This window comes from Streptomyces sp. NPDC047841 (assembly GCF_040704085.1).
In the GTDB taxonomy this organism is placed as follows: domain Bacteria; phylum Actinomycetota; class Actinomycetes; order Streptomycetales; family Streptomycetaceae; genus Streptomyces; species Streptomyces argyrophylli.
This window is the reverse complement of the sequence record NZ_JBEYRP010000016.1, coordinates 194,784-219,742: the sequence shown is the minus strand read 5'-3', so window position 1 is coordinate 219,742 and position 24,959 is coordinate 194,784. Positions and strand designations below refer to the sequence as shown.

At 73.9% G+C, this 24,959-nt stretch carries 22 protein-coding genes; 14 read left to right on the top strand and 8 right to left on the bottom strand.

The features are described 5' to 3' along the window. Positions 1-218: 218 nt before the first annotated feature. The 3 genes from AB0947_RS27580 to AB0947_RS27570 are packed head-to-tail and all read left to right on the top strand — an operon-like array spanning position 219 to position 3,690. On the top strand, positions 219-1,895 hold the full coding sequence (locus tag AB0947_RS27580) for an FAD-dependent oxidoreductase (protein ID WP_366753016.1): 1,677 nt from the start codon (positions 219-221) through the stop codon (positions 1,893-1,895). Next, positions 1,892-3,343, top strand: coding sequence for an ATP-binding protein (locus AB0947_RS27575; protein WP_366753015.1), 1,452 nt, complete (start codon positions 1,892-1,894; stop codon positions 3,341-3,343). Before AB0947_RS27580 ends, AB0947_RS27575 begins: the two co-directional genes overlap by 4 nt. Further along, positions 3,340-3,690 (top strand): UBP-type zinc finger domain-containing protein, encoded by a 351-nt coding sequence (locus tag AB0947_RS27570; protein ID WP_366753014.1) that lies wholly within the window; start codon positions 3,340-3,342, stop codon positions 3,688-3,690. Before AB0947_RS27575 ends, AB0947_RS27570 begins: the two co-directional genes overlap by 4 nt. A gap of 81 nt (positions 3,691-3,771) precedes the next feature. Here AB0947_RS27570 and AB0947_RS27565 read toward each other — a convergent pair whose 3' ends face one another. After that, the gene (locus AB0947_RS27565) at positions 3,772-5,535 is read right to left on the bottom strand and encodes a M4 family metallopeptidase (protein WP_366753013.1); all 1,764 of its coding nucleotides are present in this window, start codon (positions 5,533-5,535) and stop codon (positions 3,772-3,774) included. Between the two features lie 334 nt (positions 5,536-5,869). Here AB0947_RS27565 and AB0947_RS27560 point away from each other — a divergent pair, with 334 nt between their 5' ends. Then, positions 5,870-7,069: a serine hydrolase domain-containing protein gene (locus AB0947_RS27560; RefSeq protein WP_366753012.1), complete on the top strand. Its 1,200-nt coding sequence runs from the start codon at positions 5,870-5,872 to the stop codon at positions 7,067-7,069. 62 nt (positions 7,070-7,131) lie between these two features. On the opposite strand, the gene AB0947_RS27555 is transcribed toward AB0947_RS27560, so the two are convergent. Together AB0947_RS27555 and AB0947_RS27550 are read right to left on the bottom strand one after the other, a co-directional pair. Next, the gene (locus AB0947_RS27555; RefSeq protein ID WP_366753011.1) at positions 7,132-8,499 is read right to left on the bottom strand and encodes a carbohydrate-binding protein; all 1,368 of its coding nucleotides are present in this window, start codon (positions 8,497-8,499) and stop codon (positions 7,132-7,134) included. Positions 8,500-8,591: 92 nt separating this feature from the next. Beyond that, positions 8,592-9,608 carry a LysR family transcriptional regulator gene (locus tag AB0947_RS27550; RefSeq protein ID WP_366753010.1) on the bottom strand — a complete coding sequence of 339 codons (1,017 nt, stop codon included), beginning with the start codon at positions 9,606-9,608 and terminating at the stop codon, positions 8,592-8,594. Between the two features lie 126 nt (positions 9,609-9,734). Between AB0947_RS27550 and AB0947_RS27545 the strand changes: the two genes are divergently transcribed. From AB0947_RS27545 to AB0947_RS27500, 10 genes are all read left to right on the top strand, one after another. Then, positions 9,735-10,673 (top strand): helix-turn-helix domain-containing protein, encoded by a 939-nt coding sequence (locus AB0947_RS27545; protein ID WP_366753009.1) that lies wholly within the window; start codon positions 9,735-9,737, stop codon positions 10,671-10,673. Between the two features lie 36 nt (positions 10,674-10,709). Then, positions 10,710-11,555 (top strand): carbohydrate-binding protein, encoded by an 846-nt coding sequence (locus tag AB0947_RS27540; RefSeq protein ID WP_366753008.1) that lies wholly within the window; start codon positions 10,710-10,712, stop codon positions 11,553-11,555. 121 nt (positions 11,556-11,676) lie between these two features. Next, complete coding sequence (locus AB0947_RS27535) at positions 11,677-12,351, top strand: AIM24 family protein (RefSeq protein ID WP_366753007.1); 675 nt, start codon at positions 11,677-11,679, stop codon at positions 12,349-12,351. A 164-nt stretch (positions 12,352-12,515) separates the two neighbouring features. Beyond that, complete coding sequence (locus AB0947_RS27530) at positions 12,516-13,556, top strand: tetratricopeptide repeat protein (protein WP_366753006.1); 1,041 nt, start codon at positions 12,516-12,518, stop codon at positions 13,554-13,556. Beyond that, positions 13,553-14,578 (top strand): polyprenyl synthetase family protein, encoded by a 1,026-nt coding sequence (locus tag AB0947_RS27525; RefSeq protein WP_366753005.1) that lies wholly within the window; start codon positions 13,553-13,555, stop codon positions 14,576-14,578. Before AB0947_RS27530 ends, AB0947_RS27525 begins: the two co-directional genes overlap by 4 nt. 91 nt (positions 14,579-14,669) lie before the next feature. After that, positions 14,670-15,629 carry a threonine/serine dehydratase gene (locus AB0947_RS27520; RefSeq protein ID WP_366753004.1) on the top strand — a complete coding sequence of 320 codons (960 nt, stop codon included), beginning with the start codon at positions 14,670-14,672 and terminating at the stop codon, positions 15,627-15,629. A 140-nt stretch (positions 15,630-15,769) separates the two neighbouring features. Next, complete coding sequence (locus AB0947_RS27515) at positions 15,770-17,350, top strand: protein kinase (RefSeq protein ID WP_366753003.1); 1,581 nt, start codon at positions 15,770-15,772, stop codon at positions 17,348-17,350. Between the two features lie 50 nt (positions 17,351-17,400). Next, on the top strand, positions 17,401-18,372 hold the full coding sequence (locus AB0947_RS27510; protein WP_366753002.1) for an LLM class F420-dependent oxidoreductase: 972 nt from the start codon (positions 17,401-17,403) through the stop codon (positions 18,370-18,372). 171 nt (positions 18,373-18,543) lie between these two features. Beyond that, on the top strand, positions 18,544-18,972 hold the full coding sequence (locus tag AB0947_RS27505; protein WP_366753001.1) for an SsgA family sporulation/cell division regulator: 429 nt from the start codon (positions 18,544-18,546) through the stop codon (positions 18,970-18,972). Between the two features lie 125 nt (positions 18,973-19,097). After that, complete coding sequence (locus AB0947_RS27500) at positions 19,098-19,706, top strand: DUF2238 domain-containing protein (RefSeq protein ID WP_366753052.1); 609 nt, start codon at positions 19,098-19,100, stop codon at positions 19,704-19,706. On the opposite strand, the gene AB0947_RS27495 is transcribed toward AB0947_RS27500, so the two are convergent. The 5 genes from AB0947_RS27495 to AB0947_RS27475 all read right to left on the bottom strand — a co-directional run bounded on the left by AB0947_RS27495 (position 19,703) and on the right by AB0947_RS27475 (position 24,837). Beyond that, positions 19,703-20,203 (bottom strand): DUF6328 family protein, encoded by a 501-nt coding sequence (locus AB0947_RS27495; RefSeq protein WP_366753000.1) that lies wholly within the window; start codon positions 20,201-20,203, stop codon positions 19,703-19,705. The genes AB0947_RS27500 and AB0947_RS27495 overlap by 4 nt on opposite strands. Positions 20,204-20,256: 53 nt before the next feature. Further along, positions 20,257-21,240, bottom strand: a complete 984-nt coding sequence (locus AB0947_RS27490) for an aldo/keto reductase (RefSeq protein ID WP_366752999.1) — start codon at positions 21,238-21,240, stop codon at positions 20,257-20,259. Positions 21,241-21,371: 131 nt separating this feature from the next. Continuing rightward, positions 21,372-22,001, bottom strand: a complete 630-nt coding sequence (locus AB0947_RS27485) for a TetR family transcriptional regulator (protein ID WP_366752998.1) — start codon at positions 21,999-22,001, stop codon at positions 21,372-21,374. Continuing rightward, a complete protein-coding gene (locus AB0947_RS27480) occupies positions 21,998-23,470 on the bottom strand; it encodes an MDR family MFS transporter (RefSeq protein ID WP_366752997.1) in 1,473 nt (490 codons plus the stop codon). The genes AB0947_RS27485 and AB0947_RS27480 overlap by 4 nt, the downstream gene beginning before the upstream one ends. A 164-nt stretch (positions 23,471-23,634) precedes the next feature. Then, a complete protein-coding gene (locus tag AB0947_RS27475) occupies positions 23,635-24,837 on the bottom strand; it encodes an FAD-dependent monooxygenase (RefSeq protein ID WP_366752996.1) in 1,203 nt (400 codons plus the stop codon). Positions 24,838-24,959 lie beyond the last annotated feature (122 nt).

Below are 24,959 nucleotides of genomic sequence, written 5' to 3'. Positions count from 1 at the left end.
GCTGCCGGGCGCCCGCGCACCGTCCCGATGATCTCTCCCACGACCCGTCGCGCCGGTCCCCCGGACGGCGGGGCGCGCTCGCTGGTCGCTGTCGGGCAAGTACCGGTCTCCGTCGGACAAGCGCGTCCGGCTGGACCGCACATACGATGGGCTGGAACCGGTGCGGTGGTCCGCACGACACCGACCGGCGGGGGAACCGACACTCGGGTGGGAGACGTATGACACAGGCCGCCGACACCGCGCGGACCGTCATCCTGACCGTGGACGACGACCCGGGGGTCTCCCGTGCCGTCGCCCGCGACCTCAGACGGCGCTACGGCGGGACGTACCGCATCGTGCGCGCGGAGTCGGGCGAGTCCGCGCTGGACGCGCTGCGCGAGCTGAAGCTGCGCGGCGACCTCGTCGCGGTGATCCTGGCCGACTACCGCATGCCGCAGATGAACGGCATCGAGTTCCTGGAGCAGGCGCTCGACGTGTACCCGGGGGCGCGCCGGGTGCTGCTGACCGCGTACGCCGACACCAACGCGGCGATCGACGCGATCAACGTGGTCGACCTGGACCACTATCTGCTCAAGCCCTGGGATCCGCCGGAGGAGAAGCTCTACCCGGTCCTGGACGATCTGCTGGACGCGTGGCGCAACAGCGCCTACAAGCCGGTGCCCAGCACCAAGGTCGTCGGGCACCGCTGGTCGGCGCGCTCCTCGGACGTGCGCGAGTTCCTGGCCCGCAACCAGGTGCCGTACCGCTGGTACTCGGTGGACGAGCCGGAGGGGCAGCGGCTGCTGGCGGCGGCCGGGCAGGACGGGCAGCGGCTGCCGCTGGTGATCACCCCGGACTGCACGGTCCTGGTGGAACCCGAGGCGCCCGAGCTCGCCGCGCACGTGGGCCTGGCGACCACACCGACGGCCGACTTCTACGACCTCGTCGTGATCGGCGGCGGTCCGGCCGGGCTCGGCGCGGCCGTGTACGGCGCCTCCGAGGGCCTGCGGACCGTGCTGGTGGAGCGCTCGGCGACCGGCGGCCAGGCCGGGCAGAGTTCCCGGATCGAGAATTACCTCGGCTTCCCCGACGGGGTCTCCGGCGCCCAGCTCACCGACCGGGCGCGGCGGCAGGCCGCCAAGTTCGGCGCCGAGATGCTGACCGCCCGCGAGGTGACGGGCCTGGAGGTCAACGGCGCCGCACGCGTCGTACGGTTCGCGGACGGCTCGGCGATCGCCGCGCACAGCGTGATCCTCGCGACCGGGGTGCAGTACCGCCAGCTGGAGGCGGCGGGCTGCACCGACCTGACCGGCTGCGGGGTGTTCTACGGCTCGGCGCTGACCGAGGCGGCCTCCTGCCAGGGCCAGGACGTGTACATCGTCGGCGGCGCCAACTCGGCGGGCCAGGCGGCCATGTACCTGTCGCGGGGCGCGAAGTCTGTGACGCTGCTGGTGCGCGGCCCGGACCTGTCGGCGTCCATGTCGCACTACCTGATCCAGCAGATCGGCGAGGCCCCGAACATCTCGGTGCGCTGCCACACGGTCGTCGAGGAGGCGCACGGCGCCGAGCACCTGGAGCAGCTGACCCTGCGCAACACGGTGACCGGGGAGACGGAACGGGTCGACGCGCAGTGGATGTTCGTGTTCATCGGCGCCGCCCCGCTGACCGACTGGCTGGGCGAGACGGTGCTGCGCGACTGGCGCGGGTTCATCCTGGCCGGGCCCGACCTGACCGCCGACGGGCGGCCGCCGGCCGGCTGGGAGCTGGACCGGCCGCCGTACCACCTGGAGACCAGCATCCCCGGGGTGTTCGTGGCGGGTGACGCCCGCTCCGAGTCCGCCAAGCGTGTCGCGTCCGCCGTCGGAGAGGGAGCCATGGCCGTGATGCTCGTCCACCGGTACCTGGAGCAGTCGTGAGCGGGCAGGTCGTGGCGTGCAGCCCGCAGGAGGTCGGCTCGCTGTTCCTCTTCGAGAAGCTCAGCGACGAGCAGCTGGGCCGGCTGTGCGCCCAGGGGCGGGTGGAGCTGTTCCAGCCCGGCCCGGTCTACGCCGAGGGCGAGCCGGCCACCTGCTTCTACGTGATGATCGAGGGCACGGTCGTGCTGTCGCGCCGGGTCGGCGGCGACGACGTGGAGGTCATCCGGACCTCGCAGCCCGGGGTGTACGCGGGCGCGATGCAGGCGTACCTCGGCGACCGGGTCCAGCAGGTCTACAACAACTCCATGCGGGTCACCGGGCCGACGCGGTTCTTCGTGCTGCCGGCGGAGCTGTTCTCCGAGGTCGTGCACGAGTGGTTCCCGATGGCCGTGCACCTGCTGGAGGGCCTGTTCTTCGGGACGAAGAACACCCAGGCGATGATCGGGCAGCGGGAGCGGCTGCTGGCGCTGGGCTCGCTGTCGGCGGGGCTCACGCACGAGCTGAACAACCCGGCCGCCGCGGCGGTCCGGGCCACCTCGACCCTGCGGGAGCGGGTCGCGAAGATGCGGCGCAAGCTCGGCCTGATCGCCGAGGGCCCGTTCTCCCGCGATGTGCTGGCGCGCCTGGTCGAGATCCAGGAGCGCACCGCGGAGCGGGTGGCGAAGGCCCCGGCGCTCAGCCCGCTGGAGGCCAGCGACCGGGAGGACACGCTCACCGACTGGCTGGAGGACCACGGCGTCGAGCAGGGCTGGCAGCTGGCGCCCACCTTCGTGCAGGCCGGGGTCGACGTGGACTGGCTGGAGCAGGTCGCGGCGGCGGTGGACGAGGAGATCCTGCCGAACGCGGTCGGGTGGCTCAACTACACCATCGAGACCGAGCTGCTGATGAACGAGATCGAGGACTCCACCACCCGCATCTCGCACCTCGTCGACGCGGCCAAGCAGTACTCGCAGCTGGACCGCGCGCCGTACCGGGTGGTGGACGTGCACGAACTCCTCGACAGCACGCTGCTGATGCTCTCCGGGAAGATCGGGCGGGGCATCCAGGTCGTCAAGGAGTACGACCGCACGCTCCCGCCGGTGCCCGCCTACCCGGCCGAGCTGAACCAGGTGTGGACCAACCTGGTGGACAACGCCGTCTCGGCCATGAACAGCGCGGGCGGCGAGGGCACGCTGACCGTGCGGACGGCGCTCCACAACGAGCAGTTGCTGGTCGAGTTCCGGGACACCGGTCCGGGTGTGCCACCGGAGATCGAGGACCGGATCTTCGACCCGTTCTTCACGACCAAACCGGTCGGCGAGGGCACCGGGCTCGGCCTGGACATCTCCTGGCGGATCGTCGTCAACAAGCACCACGGCGCCCTGCGGGTGGAGTCGGTGCCCGGTGACACCCGCTTCCAGGTGCTGCTTCCCCTGACCGCCGAGACGCCCGACGAGGAGCCGGTATGAACGACATCGACGGAATCGACCCCGGTGCCGCGCCCAGCGGCACGGGCTGCGTCGAGTGCGAGGAGGCCGGCGGCTGGTGGTTCCACCTCCGCCGGTGCGCGCAGTGCGGGCACGTCGGCTGCTGCGACGACTCCCCCTCGAAGCACGCCACCGCCCACTACCGCGAGACGGGACACCCCATCATCCAGAGCTTCGAGCCGGGCGAGGACTGGTTCTGGGACTTCGGCACCGGCCGGCTGTACGGCTCCGGGCCCGCGCTCGCTCCCCCGGACTGCCATCCCGCCGACCAGCCGGTGCCGGGCCCGGCGGGCCGGGTGCCGGCGGACTGGGCGCGGACCCTGCGCTGAGAACGCGCGAGGGCTCCCCGGACACGCGGATGCCCCGCACGGGGCGGGGCATCCGGTGGTGCCGGTGTGGTCCGGTGTCCGTCAGTGACGGGCGCTCGGCGTGTTGGCGGCGGTGACGTTGACCGCGGCCCACGACTTGTCCACGGTCTTGTACTCGGTGCTGTTCGCGCCGTACAGGTCCTTGGCCGCCTTCAGCGTCGCGGTGCGCGCCTGGTGGAAGTCGGTCGTGGAGACCATGTAGCGGGTGAGCGCACGGTAGTAGATGGCCGTCGCCTTGGTGCGGCCGATGCCCTTGACCGCGATGTTGTGGTACGTCGGCGAGTTGTAGTTGACGCCGTTGATCGTCTTCTTGCCGCTTCCCTCGGCAAGGAGGTAGTAGGCGTGCGAGGAGACACCCGAACCGGCGTGCACCTCGGTGTAGTAGGTGTCCTCCGACCAGTAGTCGATCGTGCCTTCGAGCTTGTCGAGGGACGGGTGGTCCAGGCGGCGCAGGAACTTCTGCGCGAGGCCCAGCTTCTCACCGATCAGGTAGTCCGGCGTGTCCTTCGTGTTCTTGGCGTAGAACTCGACGTTCGAGCCGAAGATGTCCGCGAGCGACTCGTTCAGCGAGCCGGGCTCGCCGTACTGGTTGCCGTCGGAGTCGACGAAGGTCGGCTGGAGGTTGGCGGTCGCCTCGACCACGCCGTGGGTCAGCTCGTGACCCGTGACGTCGAGCACGACGAGCGGCTTCTTGAACAGGTCGCCGTCGCCGTCGCCGTACAGCATGCAGTTGCAGGTCGGGTCCCAGAAGGCGTTGGCGACCTGCTTGCCCCAGTGGACCATGCCCTGCGCGGCCTTGCTGTTGTTGGCGATGCCCTTGCGCTTGAACGTGGACTTGTAGAAGTCCAGCGTCTTGGTGATGCCGTACTGGGCGTCCGCGGCGGCGCTGACCCGGCTGGTGGTCTTGCCGTTGCCCCACACGTTGGTCGTGTTGGTCAGCTTCGTGCCGGCGCTGAACTTCTCCGTGTACGAGCCCTTGGCGTCCCGCGTCTCGGTGCCGTACCGGTTCGGGTCCTTGAGCTGGTAGTGGCCGCGCGAGGTCTGCGTGGTGGTCAGCGGGACGGTGCCCACGAAGAGGGTCTTGCCGGTGCCCTTGGCGGCCGACGGGTAGGCCGCGGCGCCGGCGCCGCGGGAGCCGACCAGACCGGAGACGGCGGCGTCGGAGCCGGTGCCGGTGGCCGGGTCGAGGGTCTCGCCGCGCTCGCGCAGGGCGTCGAGCAGCTTCGGCGACAGGAACTCGTCCCTGGTCGGCGTGTTGCTGCGCACCTTGCCGGTGACCGCGTCGACGACGACCGTGCGGGCGCTGTCCTTGTCGGTGACGGTGACCTGGTAGGCGAGCGCGGAGGCACCGCCGCGGGCGTCGACGACGAGCTGCGCGCTGCCGGCGTCGCCCTTCGCGGCCTGGGCGGCCTTGGCGGCGGCCTGGCTCGCGGTCAGCCTGGCCTTGGCGGCGGCCGGCTTGACGGCGTGGTCGGCCGCACGGGTCACGCCCGTGTAGCCGAGCCGGCGGTCGAGGTGGACGACGAGGTCGCCACCGAGCACCGGCAGGTCGTTGTGGGTGCGGACGAAACGGACGTGCCGGGCACCCTCGGGGTCGATCATGACGTCCTGCGCGTGCAGTTCGTCGCCCTGGGAGACACCGGTCGCCGAGGCGTGCGCGAAGGCCGCGGTGCGCGCCGCCTCCACCACCGTCGTGGCGCTCGGGGCGGCGGAGGCGGCGGACCGCTCCACCCCCGTGGAAGGAGCCGCGAAGGCCGTACCGGCCAGGCCCGTGGCAGCGGTCGTCACCGCGATGGCGACGGCCACGGAGCGTATGTGCGGTCTACGCAATCTGATCAGGGGTCCTCCGTTCGAAGGCGGCCGGGCTGCCCAACCGCCTTGGGGCGCGGCGCGGTTGGGCGCCACGGGGGCCGGTCAGGCCCCGAGGGGCCACCCTTGCGGATCAGTCATGCGCACGTAAAGCCGGAATGATCCATTTCGCGAACTTCTATGGCAATCCTTTACGAACGGAAGCCGCAGAGTGATCACGGGATGACCAACTGTGTGTCGGCTGTGGAGACGCGGGCTCGATCCCCTAGGTTCCCAGGGCGGAATGTGACCGATATCGCATCAGGAACCGGCCGATGGGAGTGGGCAGGGCATGGTCTCGGTAACGATGGGGCGGGGAGCGGTCCTCGCAGCGGTCGCGCTGTCCCTGCTCGCGGTGCCCGCGCGGGCGGCGACCGGGGGCCCTGGCGCACCGGTGCCGGCGGCGCTGCCGGCACCCGACACCGCGGGTCTGGCCGCGGTGCTGCGGTCGGCGGTGGCGCAGGGCGCGCCGGGGGCGCTGGCCCGGATCGACGACCGGGGCAGGGCGTACCGGGTCACCCAGGGCGTCGCCGACCGCGCCACCCGGCGGCCGATCAGCACCGACGACCGGTTCCGGATCGGCAGCGTCACCAAGACCTTCTCGGCCGTCGTGCTGCTCCAGCTCGTGGACGAGCACCGGCTCTCGCTCGACGCGCCGGTCAACCGCTACCTGCCGGACCTGCTGCCGGACGACCGGATCACGGTCCGTCATGTGCTCGGCCACCGCAGCGGACTGTACGACTACAGCGACGACATGTTCGCGAGCAGCGTCTCCGGCTTCGAGGCGGTCCGGAAGAAGGTCTTCACCTACCGGCAGCTGGTCGCCCTGTCCCTGAAGAAGCCGCGCACCAACGCGCCGGGCGCCGCGTACTCCTACTCCAACACCAACTTCGTCGTCGCCGGGCTGCTCATCGAGAAGCTCACCGGGCAGTCCGTGCGGACGGCGTACGAGAACCGCGTCATCGGGCCGCTGAAGCTCAAGGACACGTTCTACGTCCATCCGGACACCGCGATCCCGGGCCGGTACGCCCGCGGGTACCTGACGCCGGACACGGCGGGCGCCCCGCTGGTCGACGCGACCGCGCAGACCGTGTCCTGGGCGCAGAGCGCCGGGGCGGTCATCTCCAGTGCGCGGGACCTCGACGTGTTCTACGGCGCGCTGCTCCGGGGGAAGCTGATGTCCGCCGCGCGGCTCGCCGAGATGGAGCGGTTCACCCGGGTGACCGGCACGACCGCGTACGGACTCGGGCTGCGGCGGCGGGAGCTGTCCTGCGGGGTGCGGGTGTACGGGCACACGGGGGCGGTGCAGGGGTACTACACGTACGCGTTCAGCACGAAGGACGGGGGGCGCAGTCTGACGGCCGTGGCCAACACGTCCAACAACGCCGAGGTGCTGGACACGCTGGCGGGTGCCCTGGAATCGGCGTTCTGCGGCAAGCCGGGGGCTAGCCGGCGCGCGCCGGTGCCGTCCGCCGGGACGCTCCGGTCGTGACGTCCCGAGTGCTCGGGACATCCGGAGTGTCCGGGCGGACGGCGGTGTCCGGGATCAGCCGCTCACTGCCGCTGCCACAGCGCGGGGGTGTTCGGCGGCTCCCAGCCCTGCTGGGCCTGGTGGGTCTGCAGACAGCGGTACGTGGCGCCGCCGTAGGTGACCGTGGCGCCCGCCTGGTAGACGGTGCCGGCCGACCAGGTGCCGCCCGGGTTGCCCGGATCACCGGGATCTCCCGGGTCGCCGGGACCGCTCGCGGTCGTCTTCAGCGTCAGGCCGTACGACTGGAGGATCGGGTTGACCGGCTGGAAGTACGTCGTGCCGCCGCTGGTGCAGTTGCCCGTGCCGCCCGAGGTGACGCCCTGTGCCTGGCTGCCGGAGATGAACGAGCCGCCCGAGTCGCCCGGTTCGGCGCACACCGAGGTGCGGGTGACCCCGGTGACCGTGCCCTCCTGGTAGGTGACGCTGCTGTTCAGCTGCTGCACCGTCCCGCAGTGCCAGCCCGTCGTCGAGCCGGAACGGCACACGGAGGAGCCCACCGTGGCCTGGGTGGAACCGGTGACCTGCGCGCTGGAACCGTTGACGTACGGCGTCGCCGTCCAGTTGGCGTTCGCGGCCACCCACGCCATGTCGTTGCCGGGGAAGACGGACGCCTGGAAAGTGCCCTGCGCGACCTGGTTGGAGCCGGTGGTGGTGCTGCCGGCCCGGCCGCAGTGGCCGGCCGTGGCGAAGCCCTGCTGGGTGCCGCGGGTCACCGGGAAACCGATCGAGCAGCGGGTGCTGCCGTCGATGTAGTAGGCGTCGCCGCCGCGCAGGTCGTAGAGCGGGCGGGGGTGCTCGGCGGACTTCACTATGCGAGCGAGGGAGGCGTCGACGTGGGCCGCGGCGAGCAGGGAACGGCCGGCGTCCGCGCGTACCGCCCGTACCACCAGCGTGTTGGCCGGGACGTCGACGTACCAGACCGGGGTGTCCGTGGTGGCGCGCCGGGCGGCGAGCCGGTCCAGGCGTGCCTTGGCCGCGTCGAGCGCGGTCAGGGAGTGGTCCACCACGCGCGCGACGGCGCCCTGGGCCCGGATGGCCGGCACGTCGGCCGGGTCCGTGGTGGCGACCGTCAGCGTGTCCGACTCCGCGCCGCGCACCCAGGCGCCCGCGTAGTGCGCGCCCAGTGCGGCCCGCAGGCGGCCGGAGGCGGCGCCCGCCTCCGCCTCGTTGCCCAGGCGGCGTTCGGCCTGCTGCCGGTTCAGGCCCAAGTCCCGTTGCAGCGCCCGCAGGAGGGCGGGTGGGGCGGCGTCGGTGCGCAGCGTCTCGGCCGCCGTGGGCGCGGCCGGGAGGCCGGACGGCCGGGCGCTCGCGGAGCCGCTGAGCCCGGCCACGAGCAGGGCACCCGCCGCCGCGGCGGCGGCGCACGCGGCTGTGAGGGGTCGTTGGAGCATGGGGAGGTCTCCTCGGATTCGGTGGAGTGCCGGAAACCGTACGGAGCACCCGCCCGTTCCCGTAAGACGTCAACCGACCCCCTGCCCCGGTGTTATGGCAGCCGCGCGTCCCGCCCCCGTGCCGTCAAGGGCACGCGCCCGGTGCGGCGGTGCGCCGTGGCCGCCGGTTCCCCGCGGTGGGCGAGCCAGCGGGCGTAGCCGTCGCTGCGCGCCGCCGCGTCCTCGTGCGCCTTGCGGCTCTGCGCGAGCACCGTGGCCGCCATGCCCGGTCGCTGGCCGGCCGGGCGCCAGCCCAGCAGGTGCCGCCAGACCAGCGGGGTGCCGGCGAGCGGGCGGGTGGTGAGGCCGGGCGTCGACGGGAAGGTGGCCCGGCACAGGCCCACGGCCCGGCCGACCTGCACCAGGTGGACGCAGGACGCCGTGTCCGTCTCGTACATGCGGCGGGGAGTGAAGCCGGCCCGGGCGCAGGCCGCGGTGAAGCAGTCGCCGAAACAGCCGTCGCCCGGGACGCACGCCCACGCCTCGTCCGCGAGCGCGGCCAGGCCGATCTCCCGTCCCCGGGCGAGCGGATGGGTGTCGGCGAGCATGACGAAGACCGGGTCGACGGCGATCTCCTCCCAGACCAGGTGCGTGCCGTCGGGCGGGGGCGCGGATCCGCAGGTGCCGGCGAGGGCGAAGTCCAGGCGCCCCTCGGCGAGCAGACCGGCCAGTTCCCGTTCCGACCAGGAGGCGCGGGTGGTCAGGCTGGTGCCGGGGGCCGCGTCGGCGAGCCGGTCCACCAGCGCGCCGAGCAGCGGCCCGTGGGTGCCGCCGAGCCGCAGCCGCTCCTCCTCCCCGCGCCCGCGGGCGAACTCGGCCGCCTCCTGCTGCAGTTCGCTGACCGCGGGGAGCACGATGCGGGTGCGTTCCAGGACCAGTTCGCCGAGCGCGGTGGCCCGCACCCCGTTCCGCCCCCGTTCGAACAGGGTGCCGCCCAGGGTCCGCTCGATGCGCCTGAGCTGCGCGCTGAGTGCGGGCTGCGCGAGCCCGAGCACCGTCGCCGCCCTGGTCAGACTGCCTGCCTCCGCGATGGTCCGAAGGGTCCTGAGATGCCGCAACTCCAACTCCATGAGGGGAGCTTGCGACGCCGTGGGGCACGGGGCAAGGGGTTGGTACAGACCATAGTGCGGTAGGTGATCCCTGCCCGTGAGGAACGGCGAGCCGTCCGGCCCGCCTGGAGGAGGGGAGCACGAGCCATGCGCGGCACCACCGTCCCACCGGGAGCACCCGGTCTGCCGACAGCCGCCGGGGACGTGCCCCTGCACCGGCTGGAGGTGGCCGGGCCGGGGGCCCCGCCGTTCGCCGCCGGCTCCTTCGACGCGGTGGGGCCGCTGTCCCGGTGGGGCCGTCCGCACCGGCACACGTTCTACGAGATCATCCACGTCAGCTCCGGTTCCGGCACGCACGTCGTCGACCTGGCGCGGTGGCCGGTCCGGCCGCCCCGGCTGGCCGTGGTCCTGCCCGGGCAGGTGCACCACTGGGAAGGGGGCCGGGGCCCGGAGGGGACGCTGGCGCTGTTCACCGACGACTTCCTGGTCGACCATCCCGGCGACCGTGAGGTGCTGCGGCGGCTCGGGGAGCGGGGCTGGTTCGCGCTGGACCCCGAACACGACAGGTCCGTGGGGCGGTTGATGGCCGAACTCGTCGCGGAGCACCGGCAGCGCGCCCCGGGTCACGAGAGCGTCCTGCGCTCGCTGCTCCATGTGCTCGTCGTACGCGCCGCCCGGCTGCCACGGGCCGGCGAGGACGACCGCGGCGCACGGGTGGGGGGCCGGCCGGCCGCCGTGTCCGAGGGGTTCACGCGGCTGATCGCGCGCCCGGAGGCGGCCGGGTGGACGGTGCGGGAGTGCGCGAGCCGGCTCGGCGTGACGCCCGGCTACCTCACCCAGGCGGTACGGGCCGCCACCGGCCGTCCGCCGGGACGGCTGCTCATCGAGGCCCGGGTGTACCAGGCGCAGCAACTGCTCGCCCACACCCGGCTGTCGGTGCGGCAGGTCGCCGCCCGCACCGGCTTCACCGACCCGGCCTACTTCAGCCGGTTCTTCCGGCGGGAGACGGGCAGCAGCCCCGGTGACTTCCGAAAACACCACAGCCACCGCGACCAGTCCATCGAAGTGCCGCCCGCGCGCCCCTAGTTTCGTTCCGCATCCGACCCCCCACGAGGAGGAGACATGGACGGAGCAGGCAGGGACGGCGCCGGGGCGCAGGAGCAGCCGGGGTCCGGACGGCTCGTCCCCCGCAAGACGGTGCTGCGCGCGGCACTCGCCGCCACCGCCGCGGTGCCCGTCGCCCTGATCGGCGGCCCGGCGCTCGCCCGCACGTTCGTCGCGGGCGGCACCGCGCCCGGGCTCACCCCGCCGTGCGACGACGGCGACCACCCCACTCCGGAGCAGATCGAGGGCCCCTACTTCAAACCCAACTCCCCGGAGCGCACGAGTCTGCTGGAGCCGGGCCTGCCGGGCACCCGGCTCACCGTGACCGGCTACGTCTTCGGCCGGGCCTGCCTCCCCCTGTCCGGCGTCCTGCTGGACTTCTGGCAGGCCGACACCAACGGCGCGTACGACGGCACCGGTTTCCGGCTGCGCGGCCACCAGTTCACCGACTCCCGCGGCTCCTTCGCGCTGACGACGATCGTGCCGGGCCTGTATCCGGGCCGGACCCGCCACCTCCACGTCAAGGTGCAGGCACCGCACCGTCCCGTGCTGACCACGCAGCTGTACTTCCCGAACGAACCGCGCAACAACACCGACACCATCTTCGACTCCCGCCTGCTGATGGCGGTGCGCGACGGGAGCGGCGGCCGGGAGGCGGCGTTCGACTTCGTCCTCGACGTCCCGCAGGACCCCGGCCCGGGCCCCGGCCCCTCCTCGCCGGAGAACACCTGGACACCGGGGACCGCTTACCGGACGGGTGACTGGGTCACGTACGCGGCGCGCGCGTACGTCTGCCTCCAGCCGCACACGTCCCAGCCGGGCTGGGAGCCCCCGGCGGTTCCGGCGCTGTGGCAGGCCGCCTGACGGGGAGGGGGGCCGCCCGTGCCGGACGACGCGCGCCGGCACGGGCGGGCGCCTGCCCCGGAAGAACCGGTATGTTCCGTGATCTTGGCGGAACGGCATCCTCCGGGACACCATGCCCCGCATGAAGGGTGATCTCTTTTCCAGTCAGCACGTGGTGCAGCCGGCCGTGGAGCCGGGAATGTCCGTCGAGAACGCCAAGTGCATCAAGTACACGGTGAACGGCGAGATGTACGCCCGGCAGGGCGCGATGGTGGCCTACCGCGGCGGCCTCAAGTTCGAGCGCAAGGGGCAGGGCGTCGGCGGCATGCTCAAGCGTGCGGTCACCGGTGAGGGACTGCCCCTCATGGCGGTGCGCGGACAGGGCGAGGCGTGGTTCGCGCACGAGGCGCAGAACTGCTTCATCGTGGAGGTCGAGGCCGGTGACCGGTTCACCGTCAACGGCCGCAACGTGCTGTGCTTCGACGCCTCGCTCTCGTACGAGATCAAGACGGTGAAGGGCTCCGGCATCGCCGGCGGCGGCCTGTTCAACAGCGTCTTCAGCGGGCAGGGCCGGCTCGGTCTGGTCTGCGAGGGCAACCCGCTGGTCATCCCGGTGTCGGCGCAGGCGCCGGTGTACGTCGACACGGACGCCGTGGTCGGCTGGACCGCGCACCTGGAGACCTCGCTGCACCGCTCGCAGTCCATCGGCTCGATGCTGCGCGGCGGTTCGGGCGAGGCCGTGCAGCTGATGCTCCAGGGTGAGGGCTTCGTCGTGGTGCGGCCCAGCGAGGTGACGCCCCAGAAGGACCAGCACTGAACTTCCGCGGGTGATCCTGGACGGGCGGGCAACCCGCCCCGCCGTACCGGCGTCTTGATCGTCGACAGACCGAGCCCCGGCCCTCGGGCCGGGGCATTTTCCCGAGACGCTATACACGGAGTGTATACACGCCGTGTATACACTCCGTGTGTAGAAAGGTACGCATGTACGGCAAGGCTTTCGCCCCGGAGTACCAGGGCACCCTGACCACCCTGTCCGTGAACTCCTCGCTGGTCGACGTGCTGGCCACGGGCACCGAGCGGCTGCGCGAGGCCGAGCGCGCCGGCCGCCCCGGCGAGGCGGCGCGCTGCGGGCTCGCCGTCGCCGAGGCACACCGGCGGCTCGGCCAGGTGCGGGAGGCCGACCGCGCCTGGAAGGCGAGTTACCGCGCCGCCCGGGAGGCCGGCGACACCGCCGCGATGGCCTGGGCGCTGTGGAGCGGGGGCACGCTCGCCCGGCAGCGCGGGGCCTTCCCGCTGGCCTGGCGGCTGCTGGGGCTCGCGGCCGAACTCGGCGAGCGCGGCGGGGACGTCGTCGTGCGCGGCTACTCGCTGGCCGGCCTCGCCGAGACCGGCCGCATCCAGGGCGACTACGCGGCCGTCGGCCGGCTGCACGAGCGGCTGCTGGCCGAGGCCCGTGAGCGGGGCGAGGCCCGGCACACGGTGTGGGCCCTGGAGGGCATCGCCCAGATGCACCGCAACACCGGGGACTACGACAGGGCGTACGCCCTGTTCGAGGAGGCGGCGGAGATAGCGGGGCGGGCCGAGGACCGGCGCGGACACGCCTGGGCGCTGCGCGGACTCGCGGACATCCTCTCGGTGCGCGACGACGCCACCGAGCGGGCGCTGGAGCTGCTGGCCGAGGCGGAGGAGACCTGCCGGGAGATGAACCTCTCCAGCGCGCTCGCCTACAACCACAAGATGCGGGGCAACGTCCTGTACCGCGCGGGCCGGTACGCCGAGGCCCGCGCGGCCTACGAGCTGGCGCTGAGCGAGTTCCGGGCGATGAGCGAACCGCGCGGCGAGGCGCTGTCCCGGCTGGGCCTCGCCAAGTCCCTCGCCCGGCTCGGCCGCGACCGTGCCGAGACCGCCGCCGAACTCGCCGACCTGGCCCGGACCCTGGAGCGCAGCGGGCTGCGGCACGCGCGGGAGATGGTGGCCCGGGCCCAGCGGGAGTTCGGCCTCGACGCGGAGGCCGTGCGATGACGGCGCCCGTCACGCCGGTGCGGGAGTCCGCCCGGCACGTCCTCGCCCGCAGCCGCGAGCTGGTGCGGCCGCACCTGCGGGACGCGGTGGGGCGGCTGCACCCGTGGGTCGCCGAGATGGCCGCGTACTCCTTCGGCTGGTGCGAGGTCGGCGGGGCGCCCGCCACCGCGCCGGGCGGCAAGGGCGTACGGCAGGCACTGGCCGTCCTCGGGGCCGAGGCTGCGGGCGCCGGCGGCCGGGCCGGGATCCCGGCGGCGGTCGCGGTGGAGCTGGTGCACGCCTTCTCGCTGCTGCACGACGACATCATGGACGGCGACGCGACCCGGCGCCGCCGCCCCGCCGTCTGGCAGGCCTACGGCACGGGTCCGGCCGTACTGGCCGGGGACGCCCTGTTCGCGCTGGCGGTCGACACCCTGGCCGCCGCGCCCGGGGGCCCCGGCGCGGTGCGGCTCCTCTCCCGCGCCCTCGCCAACCTGGTACGCGGACAGGCCGACGACCTGCTGTTCGCCACCCGGCCCTGGACCGGCCCGGAGCGGGTCACGCCCGAGGAGTACCGGACGATGGCGGAAGGCAAGACCGGTGCGCTGCTGGGCTGCGCCGCGGCACTGGGCGCCACGCTCGGCGGGGCGCCCCGGGACACGGCCGACGCGCTCGACCGGGCCGGCCGCCACCTCGGGATCGCCTTCCAGCTGGTGGACGACGTGCTCGGCATCTGGGGCGATCCGGCCGTCACCGGCAAGCCCGTGGGCGGCGACCTGCGGGAGCGGAAGAAGACGTTCCCGGTGCTGGCCGCGCTCGGCTCCCCGGCGGCCCGGCGGCTGCCCGCGCTGCTCGGCCCGGACGGGCACGCCGAGGAGGCCGCCGCGCTGATCGAGGCGGCGGGGGGCCGGACGGCGGCCCTGGCCGAGGCCCGCGCCCACACGGCCGCGGCACGGGAGCTGCTCACCGCCGCGCCGCTGGCCGCCGGGGCCGCGCGGGAGCTGACGGAGCTGCTGGAGTCCCTGGTGGGCCGCGCGCTGTAGCCATGATCCGGAAGGGCGTTGACCTCCGGCCCCCCGGCGGGTGAAGGTGCGAGCGGCGCGGTCCCGATCCGCGCCGGAAGGGTGGAGCACCGTGATCGAGATCTCGGACATCGAAACCGCCGCCCGGCGGATCGCCGGGCACGTCGTCCGCACGCCGACGGTACCGAGCCCCGGCCTCGGCGCGCTGCTCGGCGTGCCCGTCACCGCCAAGCTCGAACTGCTCCAGCGCACCGGCTCGTTCAAGGCCCGCGGGGCCACGGCGAAGCTGCTGTCGCTGAGCGAGGCCGAGCGGGCGGCGGGCGTGGTCGCGGTGAGCGGCGGCAACCACGGGATCGCGCTCGCGGTGATGGCGGCGGCCCTCGACGTGAAGGCGACCGTGGTCATGCCGCGCACCGCGCCCGCGCGTTCCCTGGCGCTCGCCGAGGAGGCCGGGGCGGTGGTGCGGCTGACCGACGGCATGGACAGCGCCTTCGAACTGGTGACGCGGCTGCGGGACGAGGGCCTGACCCTGGTCCACCCGTTCGACGACCCGGTCGTGATCGCCGGACAGGGCACCGTGGGTCTTGAGCTGGCCGAGGACGCCGGGGAGCTGACGGACGTCGTCGTCAGCGTGGGCGGCGGCGGTCTGATCGCCGGGGTGGCGGCGGCCCTGCGCGCCCGGCGGCCGGGGGTGCGCGTGTGGGGCGTGGAGACCGGGGGCGCGGAGGCGATGTCCGCCGCGCTGGAGGCCGGAGGCCCGGTGCCGGTCCCGCTCTCCTCCCTGGTCACCACGTTGAGCGCGCCCTCGGTGTCACCGCTGACGTACGACCATGTGGCCGCGCTGGTCGAGGAGGTGCTGGTGGTACCGGACCGGGACGCGGTGCGGGGCTGTCTGGAACTCGCCGAGCACGCCAAGGTGTGGGCCGAGCCGGCCGCGGGCTGTCTGCTGCCGGCGGCCCGGAAGGTGCTGGAGCGGGTCGGCGACGGGGCACGGATCGGGCTCGTGGTGTGCGGGGGCAACACGACACCCCGGGAAGTCACCGACTGGGCCGGCCGCTTCGGACTGCTGTGACGGCGTCGCCGTCCCGGCTCCGCCGCCGGCACCGCGCGCCGGGACAGCGGCGCCGTCACAGCTTTTGGGCGCACCCCTGAACGCACCCCCGCCCGCCCCGCGTACCTCTGGGAAAGACGAGGCAGGGGGTGCAGCGAGGGATGACCATGGCCAAGGCGCACGTCTCCGCACACGGGTTGGTCGCCGGACGGTACCGGCTCCTGGAGGTCTTCTCCCGCGAGACGAACCGCCTGTGGTGGTACGCCGAGGACGTGGCGTCGCGGCAGCCCCGCCTGGTGGCGCAGACGGCCCTGCCGGAGCCCGCCGGCCGGGACGCCGCCCGCCGCGTCACGGCACGGGTCGTCCGCACCTCGGAAACCATGCGGCTGCTGCGCCCCGGCCGGGTGGCGGCGGTCGTCGACGCCGTGGTGGAGGCGGGCGCCCTGTGGACGGTCACCGAGTGGGTCGACGGCACGCCTCTCGGCGAACTTCTCGCGCGGGAGGGCTCGTTCCACCCGGTGCGGGCGGCCCGGCTCGGCCTGGAGCTGCTGGACGTGCTGGAGGCCGCGCACGACGAGGGCGTCACCCACGGCGAGCTGAGCCCCGGCCAGGTCTTCGTGCGGGACGGCGGCCCGGTCGTGGTCACCGGGTTCGGGCTGGCGGGCGCGACGCTCGTGCCCCGGCTGACGGCACCGTCGTACGCCTCCCCGGAGCAGGCCCGCGACGAGCGCATCGGCCCGGCCGCCGACCTGTGGGCGCTGGGCGCGCTGCTCTACACGATGGTGGAGGGCCGGCCGCCGTTCCGGGACCGCGGCCGGCCCGACGCCACGCTGAAGGCGGTGGACCGGCTGCCGCTGCGCACTCCGCTGCGCGCCGGGCCGCTCACCCAGGCCGTGCAGGGTCTGCTGCGCAAGAACGCACGGGAGCGGCTGACCCGGCCGGTGGTGCGCGAGGCGCTGACCCGGGCGCTGCGCGAGGACACGGACGCGGAGCGGCCACCGGCCCCCGAGCCCCGGCTGCGCGGCGCGTACCGGGCCGTGCGCCGCACGGGACCGCTGCGGGGCGGCCGGGCCCTGATCGCCGGTACCGCGCTGGCCGTGGTCACCGTGGCCGTGGCGGCGCTGGCCGCGTCCGGCGCGCTGTCCCCCGGCACGGACACGGCGGGGGCGCCGCCCCGGGCCACTCCGACCGGCCCCGCGGCCCGGCAGCCGGGCGGCGGCGCCCCACCCGCCTCCGCGCCCGCCCCGGCCCCCTCCTCGAAGCCGACTGCCGCCCTGCCGGCCGGTTACCGTCGGTACACCGCGCCGGAGGGCTTCTCGGTGGCGCTGCCCGGCGGCTGGCGGCGGCTGACCACCTCCCGGGTGCCCGGCCTGGCCTACCGCGTCACCTTCGGCCGGGGCCGCGGCTCCCCCACGCTCGCCGTGACCTACAGCGAGCGCGTCGGCCCCGACCCGGTCGCCGTCTGGCGGGACGACGTCGAGCCCGGGCTGCGGAGGCTCACCGGTTACGACCGTGTCGGCGCCGTGCGGGCCACCACGTACCGGGGCCGCAGCGCCGCCGACCTGGAGTGGCTGGCGGGCTCCGAGGGCGCCCGGGTGCACACCTTCGGGCGGGGCTTGCTGCTGGGCGGGGGCCGGGGCTTCTCGCTGCGCTTCACCACCCCGGCCGCGGCCTGGGACGACACGGCCAACCGGCTGGCGCTGAAGACGTTCCTCGGCACGTTCCGCACGCCGGAGGGGTGACCCGCGCGCGTGGGCCGTTTTCCGGGCGCCGAGCCGGGGACTCGGCCCCCATGGTGCGAATCGGATACACGATGATGACCGAGCAGGCAGGTCCCCGGGATCTGGTGGACCACGTGGTGAAGGCCGAGGAGGCGGGTTTCGACTTCTCGGTGATCTCGGACCACTACTTCCCGTGGCTGCGTTCGCAGGGGCACGCCTCGTACGCGTGGAGCGTGCTGGGCGCCGCCGCCCAGGCCACTTCGCGCATCCCCCTGATGACGTACGTGACCTGCCCCATCCTGCGCTACCACCCGGCGATCGTGGCGCAGAAGGCGGCGACCGTGCAGTTGCTGTCGGAGGGCAGGTTCCGGCTCGGCCTGGGCGCCGGGGAGAACCTGAACGAGCATGTCGTGGGCGGCGGCTGGCCACCGGTGGACGTGCGCCACGAGATGCTCGAAGAGGCGGTGCAGATCATCCGGGCGTTGTTCGAGGGCGGCCATGTCACGCACCACGGGGAGCACTACGACGTGGAGTCGGCACGGCTGTGGGACCTGCCGGAGCAGGCGCCGCCGATCGGCATCGCCGTCTCCGGCGACCAGTCCTGCAAGCTGGCCGGCCACCTCGCCGACCTGGTGATCGCGACCGAGCCGAAGGCGGGCCTGCTGGAGGCGTTCGACCGGCACGGCGGCACCGGCAAGCCCCGGGTCGGCCAGCTGCCGGTGTGCTACGACCCCGACCGGGACACGGCGATCAAGCGCGCCCACTCCCAGTTCCGCTGGTTCGGGCTCGGCTGGAAGGTGAACGCCGAACTGCCGCACCCGGACTCCTTCGAGTCCGCGACCCAGTTCGTGACCGAGGACGACGTCGCCTCCTCCATCCCGTGCGGTGACGACCCCGACGCCTTCGTGGACGCCGTACGGCCCTACGCGGAGGCCGGGTTCGGGGAGGTCGCCCTGGTCCAGATCGGCGGTGACTCGCAGCCCGAGTTCCTGGACTGGTCGGCCAAGACCCTGCTGCCGGCGCTGCGGGAGGCCTTCGCCTGACGGCGTGCCCGCCGCGCGGCACGCCTCCCACCTGCGCTCTCGGGCCGGGCGGCCCCGGCTGCCGCCCGGCCGTGCGGAGCGCCGTCTTTCGGATTCGGTCACACGAGTGAGCATTCCGGGCGCTGCGGGGGTACTAGGGGTCTCTACGCCCATCGTCCCGGAGGCCCCCGCGTGAACTCGTTCGTGCACAAGACCCTGGTGGTGCAGCTCCTCGCGCAGGGCACCGGCAGGTGTCCGGTGCTGGCCCACCTCAGCTACGACGCCGACGACCCGTTCGCCGTCAGCGCCGTCTTCACCCACGACGGCCGGGTGCTGGCCTGCTGGCGGCTGGACCGGCAGATGCTCGCCGACGGACTGGCCGGGCCGGTCGGCGTCGGCGACGTCCGGATGCGCCCGGAGGCCACCGGCCCGTGGCACGAGCTGCGCCTGGAGTTCCTCGGGGACACCCGGCCGGACGGCGGCCGGCACCACGCGGTGGTCTTCGTCTGGGCGCCCGCCGTCGCCGCGTTCCTGCGCGAGACCTACCAGATCGTCCCGCCGGGCCGGGAGCGCGTGGCGGTGGACGAACTGCTGGCGGAGATCCTCTCCGCGGCTGAGTAGCCGTACTCATGCCGGCGGCTCCTGCCGGGCGCCACCATGGGCCTCCTACGATCCCCAGGCCGCCCCCAGGCAAGGAGTCCGCCGTGACCGCAGTGCACCCCGCCCCGCTCCGCGCGCCGCGCCGCGTGCCGCCCGCCCTCTTCGCCGGCGTGGTGGCCGTCGGGCTGGCCGTGTCGGCGTGGGGCGCGCGCGACCGCACCACCTGGTTCCTGGAGACGGTGTGGGCACTGGCCGGGCTGCCCCTGGTGGTGCTGCTCTGGCGGCGCTTCCCCCTGACCGGGCTGCTGTGCGGGCTGCTGACCGCGCACGCGCTGGTCCTCGCGGTCGGCGGCCACTACACCTACGCGCAGGTCCCGGCGGGCGACTGGGTGCGCGACGCCTTCGGCCTGGAGCGCAACCCGTACGACCGGTTCGGCCACCTGGTTCAGGGCTTCGTCCCGGCCGTGCTGGTCCGCGAACTGCTCAGCCGCACCTCGCCGTTGCGCGGCAGCCGCTGGCTGGCGCCGCTCACCGTATGCGCCTGCCTGGCGTTCAGCGCCTGCTTCGAGCTGCTGGAGTGGCTGGCGGCCGAGATCGGCGGGCACGGCGCGGACGCGTTCCTCGCGACGCAGGGCGATGTGTGGGACACCCAGTGGGACATGTTCTGCGCCCTGATCGGGGCGGTGCTCTCCGTACTGCTGCTCGGCAGGACGCACGACCGGCACCTGAGGGCCCTGGTCGCCCGCCGGTCCTAGGGCTTCTCGTCCGTCCGGGACGTGTGGCGGCGGCGGGCCCACAGCGGCAGGGCATACCAGCACAGCAGGTACCAGGCGACGACGGCCGCCACGAGGTACGGAACGTAGCCGTCGTGGGTGGCCACCCGGAGGATCAGCAGCAGGGACGAGGTCATCGTGGCGAGCAGCAGCACCAGGCCGACGAAGGTCATCCGGGACGCCAGCCGTACCGCCTGCGGCTTGACCCGGCGGCCGGAGACCAGGCGGTGCAGGGAGACCGGGCCGATGAGGGCGCCGGTCGCGCAGGCGCCCAGGACGACGGTCACGATGTAGATCACCTGGTCGACGGTGGCGAGCTTGCCGTACTTCGGCTGGAAGACGACCGTCAGCAGGAAGCCGAACAGGATCTGTACGCCCGTCTGCGCCACCCGGACCTCCTGGATGAGCTCGCCCCACATCCGGTCGGCCCGCTCCTCCTCGGTCTCATTGCGTCCTCTGCGCCGTGCCGCCTCCGTCATGCGGTTGCGTGTAACCGCCCGGTCGTCCCTTCAAACGGTCCGCGTGCCCGCGGCTACCAGCGGTGCTCGACCTGGTCCTTGATGCGGCGTTCGTACAGCTCGCGGATCGCGGCCGACGTCTGCGCCGGCAGCGGCGGCAGCTTCGCCGCGGCGGCGTTGGCGCGGGCCTGCCCGGGGTTGCGGGCGCCCGGGATCACCGTGGTCACGCCGTCCTGCTCGATGATCCAGCGCAGCGCCAGCTGGGCCGGGGTGTACCCCTCCGGGGCGAGGGCGGCGAACTCGGCGGCGGCCTCGACGCCGGTCGCGTAGTCGACGCCGGAGAAGGTCTCGCCCTGGTCGAAGGCCTCGCCGTGCCGGTTGTAGGTGCGGTGGTCGTCGGCCGCGAACACGGTGTCCTTCGTGTACTTGCCGGACAGCAGCCCGGAGGCGAGGGGCACGCGCGCGATGATGCCGACGCCGGCCGCGCGGGCGGCGGGCAGCACCTCGTACAGGGGCTTCATCCGGAACGGGTTGAGGATGATCTGCACGCTGGCCACGTTCGGCCGGGCGATGGCGGTGAGCGCCTCGGCGCAGGTCTCCACGCTCACGCCGTAGGCGGCGATCCGCTCCTCCTCGACCAACGTGTCCAGGGCGTCGAACACCGCGTCCGAGGAGTAGACCGGGGTGGGCGGGCAGTGCAGCTGCACCAGGTCGATGCGGTCGACGCCGAGGTTGCGGCGCGAGCGGTCGTTCCAGGCGCGGAAGTTGTCCAGGACGTAGTTCTCCGGGACCTGTTCGACCCGGCGGCCCATCTTGGTGGCCACCAGCACGTGCAGATCGGGCCGGCCGCGCAGGAACGCGGAGATGGTGGCCTCGCTGCGCCCGTCCCCGTACACGTCGGCCGTGTCGAAGAAGGTCACCCCGGCCTCGGCCGCCGCCTCCAGGACGGACAGCGCCTCCTTGTCGTCCACCTCGCCCCAGTCGGCGCCCAGCTGCCATGTGCCGAGCCCGACCACCGATGCCCACTGACCCGACCTGCCGATTACGCGTTCGTCCATGGCGTCAGTCTGTCATCCGGCCGGCGGGCCCGCGTCGGCGGCCGCCCCGGCGCCGGCCGCGGCGGAACTCCCCGGGCTCCCGGACGCGATGAGCCCCCGCCGCGCGGCCCTGCGGGACCGGGCCGGCGAGGTCACCGCCGGGGGCACGCTCCGGCCGGGTCCCGCGGCCCGGCACCGGGCGTCAGCTGGGCCTGGACGGCGGGCCCGTAGCGCTCGGCGAGGTCGTCGGCGTCGGTCCCGCGCAGGTGGGGGCCGCGGGCGATGCCGTACATCACGCCGAGGCCGACCAGGGCGGCGACGGCGAGTTCGGCGCGCAGGCCCGCGTCGGCGCCGGTGAGCCGGGCGGCGAGGCGTTCGGTGACCTGGGCGCGGAAGTTGGCGCGCAGGACGTCGCCGTGGTCGCCGTGCAGCGGGGCGAAGACGATGCGCAGCAGCGGGTCGGCGCCCCGCTCGCGCTGACTGGACACGACGTGCCGGACCATGTGCCGGCCGAGTGCGTCCAGCGGCGCGTCCAGCAGGGCGTCGGCGTCGGTGTCGAAGGACATCACGCGGGCGAACAGGGCGTCCTTGTTGCCGAAGTACTTCAGGATCAGCGGCGGGCTCACCCCGGCGCGCTCGGCGACGGCCTTGAGGGTGATGTCGGCGTGCGCGTGCCGGGCCAGGAGGTGGCGGGCGGCTCTCAGGATGGCGGCCTTGGTGGCCTCGGCGTCCCGGCGTGCGGGTGCGGGCGCCTCACCGGACGGCGTGGTCATGGTCCTCATGCTCCCTCCATCGCCTCGTCGCGGGCGCCCCGGGTGCCGCCGCGGGCCCGCCGGGCACCGGGCGCGGGGCCGTCGCCGGGGATGGACAGGGCCGCCGCGCAGGCCGCGAGGGCGACGGCGCCCGCCATGGCGAAGGCCAGCTCGTAGCCGTGGAGGCTGGGCACGGGGACGCCGCCGAGGGGGCTGCTGTGGTGGACGAGGACGGCGGCGACGGCCGCGCTGGAGACGGCCTGGCCGATGGTCCGCATGAGGACGTTGACGCCGTTGGCGGAGGCGGTCTGGGCGGCCGGCACGGCGCGCAGGATGAGGGTCGGCAGCGCGGAGTAGGCGAGGGTGGTGCCGGTCGCCACCACGGTGGCGCCCAGGATGATCATCCACAGGTCGCGGCTGTCGGCGATGCGCAGCGCGTACCCGCAGGCGATGACGGCGGCGCCCAGTGCGAGCGTGATCCGGGGGCCGCGCGCGGCCGAGATGCGGGCCGACAGCGGGGAGAACAACAGCATGGTGACGCCGCCGGGCAGCAGGCAGAGGCCGGTGGCGACGATGGACAGGCCGAGGCCGTAGCCGCTGGCCTTCGGCGCCTGCACCAGCTGGGCGGTGACCAGGGAGTTGGCGTAGAAGGCGAACCCGGTCAGCAGGGCCGCCACATGGGACAGGCCCACCCGCGGCCGGCCGACCAGCCGCAGGTCGACCAGGGGCCGGGCGGTGCGCAGTTGCTGCAGGCACCACAGGGCGAGCACGACGGCCGCCGCGAGGAACAGTCCGAGGACCCGTGCGCTCCCCCAGCCCCAGGTGCCGCCCTGGGAGACGCCCAGCAGCAGGCAGACCAGGCCGGCGGCGAGGCCGAGGGCGCCGGGGACGTCGAACCGGCCGGGTTCGCGCACCGGCGACTCCTTGACCGCCCACCAGGTCGCCGTGACGCCCGCCGCGCCGAGGGCGCTGGTCAGCCAGAACATGGTGTGCCAGTCGGCGTACTGCACGACCAGCGCGGCGAGCGGCAGGCCGAGCGCGGCGCCGATGCCGACGGTGGAGCTCATCAGCGCCACCGCCGAGCCCCGGCGTTCCGGCGGGAGTTCGTCGCGCAGGATGCTGATGGACAGCGGGACCACGGAGGCGGCGGCGCCCTGGAGGGCGCGGGCGGCGATGAGGACGCCGATGTCGGAGGAGAGCGCGCACATCACGGAGCCGACGGTCATCAGGGCGAGCGCGGCGGTGAGCACCCGGCGCTTGCCGTACATGTCGCCGGCCCGGCCGAGGACGGGGGTGAGGACGGCGCCGGAGAGCAGGGTCGCGGTGACCGTCCAGGAGACGGCGGCGGCCGACGCGCCGGTGAGCCGGGGCAGGTCGGGCAGGAGCGGGACGACCACGGTCTGCATGACCGCCATGAGGATGCCGCCGGACGCCAGCACCGGAATGGTGAGCCGGTCGCGCAGCCGGGGCGGCGGGGATATCGGGGCGGGCTGGTCCATCGGCGCTCCTGCGGGCGGCACGGTGACGGGGCGAATACTCATTCACCTTATCGAGTGAATAGGCATTCACCAATGTCTCCTGACCCGAACGGGGCTGAGGTCTTTCGTTCGGACGCGCGTGATCCGGACGAGAGGCCCTGGGCGTGCTGTCCCGGACAGCACACCTAGTTCCGGCGGGCCGTGGCGCGGGCGTGCAGGGCGCGGGCGGCGCGCGGGCCCAGCCAGCGCTTGAGCCGGCGCAGCGCCTCCAGTTGTCCGGCCGCCTTGTCCAGGCCGTAGTAGAGCTGGGGCGGGACGTACGGCAGCAGGGGCGAGTGCCGCTGGCCGAGCAGGGCGAACATCCGGTGCGGGGGCAGGTGGATGTAGCGGGGCAGGTGCTCGTACCACTGGGCGCTGTGGCGGGCCGCGCTCTGCACGGACAGCAGTTCGGCCTGGCGCCGGCGCTGGTAGGCGGCGAGGGCGTCGGGCAGGGCGGCGTGTGCGCCCAGGGCGCCGGCGAGGCACATGGCGTCCTCCAGAGCGAGGGTGGTGCCGGCACCGATGGAGTAGTGGGTGGTGTGGGCCGCGTCGCCGAGCAGGACCAGGTTGCCGTCGTGCCAGGTCTCGTTGGTCACGGTGCGGAAGGTCAGCCAGGAGGCGCCGGGGCGCGCGGTCAGGGGGTGGCCGTCCAGGACACCGGCGAAGAGCTTCTCCAGCACGGCGATGCCCTGGTCCTCGTCGGCCCGGTCCAGTCCGAGGCCGGTGAGGGTCTGCGGGGAGCACTCGACGACACAGGTGCTGTGCTCGCCGCTGTAGCCGTAGCCGTAGGCCCAGATCCAGCCGTGCTCGGTCTCGGTGAAGGCGAAGGTGAAGGCGTCGAAGACCTTGCTGGTGCCGAGCCAGATGTAGGGGTTGCGGCCGGGGGTGATCCGGGTGCCGAAGTGGGCGGCCCGGCGGGTGCGCAGGGCGCTGTGGACGCCGTCGGCCGCGACGACGAGGTCGGCGTCGGCGGGCGGCTCGGTGGGTTCGCTGTCGTACTGCAGGCGGACGCCCAGGGCGCGGGCCCGGGCGGCGAGCAGGTCGAGCAGGCGGTGCCGGCCGATGCCGAAGCCCTCGTCGCCGTGGTGCCGGGTCGTCAGGTCCCCCACGTGGGCGACGCCCTCGCTCCAGCGGACGGAGTGCTCCTCGATCGCCCGCGCCGATGCGGGGTCGTGGGCCTGGAGCCTGTCCAGCAGGCCGCGCCAGTACGTCACGCCCCAGCCGTAGGTGGACCCCCGCGGGTTGCGTTCGTGGACGGTGACGTCATGGGCGGGGTCCTGCCGCTTGAGCAGGATGGCGAGGTACAGACCGGCGGGCCCGCCTCCGACACAGACGACCTTCACGCGCACACCCCTGACAGTCACCGGACGTGGTCGATCGGCACCGGAGGGTAGCAGGGCGCGGGCGTGCCGGATCGCGTCAGTCTGGCGCAGTGAGCCGCGCCACCGGGGCGGGCGGCGGCCGGGAAGGA